Annotated in this window: 1 protein-coding gene; it reads right to left on the bottom strand. The window is 58.6% G+C overall.

What is annotated here, in order from left to right; all coding sequences use genetic code 11:
• Positions 1–625: hypothetical protein (locus AAZR19_RS18910; RefSeq protein ID WP_434703987.1), on the bottom strand; the 625-nt coding region annotated here is incomplete at both ends.

Genomic DNA, 625 nt, shown 5'->3' with positions numbered 1-625 from the left:
ATACCCGTTGCCCCCGTAGTTCCAGTTGAACCGGTGATACCAGTGGCACCGGTAGGACCTGTTGGTCCAGTAATACCTGTTGCCCCCGTAGTTCCAGTTGAACCGGTGATACCCGTTGCCCCGGTAGAACCAGTAGCACCAGTAATACCCGTGACACCAGTAGGACCTGTAGTCCCGGTAGGACCAGTATCTCCAGTGACACCTGTAGCGCCCGTAGGACCGGTAGCTCCAGTGATACCTGTAGCGCCCGTAGGACCGGTAGCTCCGGTGATACCCGTTGCCCCGGTAGGACCGGTAGCTCCAGTGATACCCGTTGCCCCGGTAGGACCAGTATCTCCAGTGATACCCGTCGCACCAGTAGAACCAGTATCTCCAGTGACACCTGTAGCGCCCGTAGGACCGGTAGCTCCAGTGACACCTGTAGCGCCAGTAGGTCCGGTAGCTCCGGTAATACCCGTGGCGCCGGTAGAGCCAGTAGCTCCGGTAATACCCGTGGCGCCAGTAGGACCTGTTGGTCCAGTAATACCCGTTGCCCCCGTAGTTCCAGTTGAACCGGTGATACCAGTGGCACCGGTAGGACCTGTTGGTCCAGTAATACCTGTTGCCCCCGTAGTTCCAGTTGAAC

It is taken from the genome of Bacillus sp. Je.9.29.b, assembly GCF_051129925.1.
GTDB lineage: Bacteria > Bacillota > Bacilli > Bacillales > Bacillaceae > Bacillus > Bacillus safensis.
The sequence above is the reverse complement of the archived record's forward strand: the minus strand, read 5'-3'. Positions and strand labels throughout refer to the sequence as shown.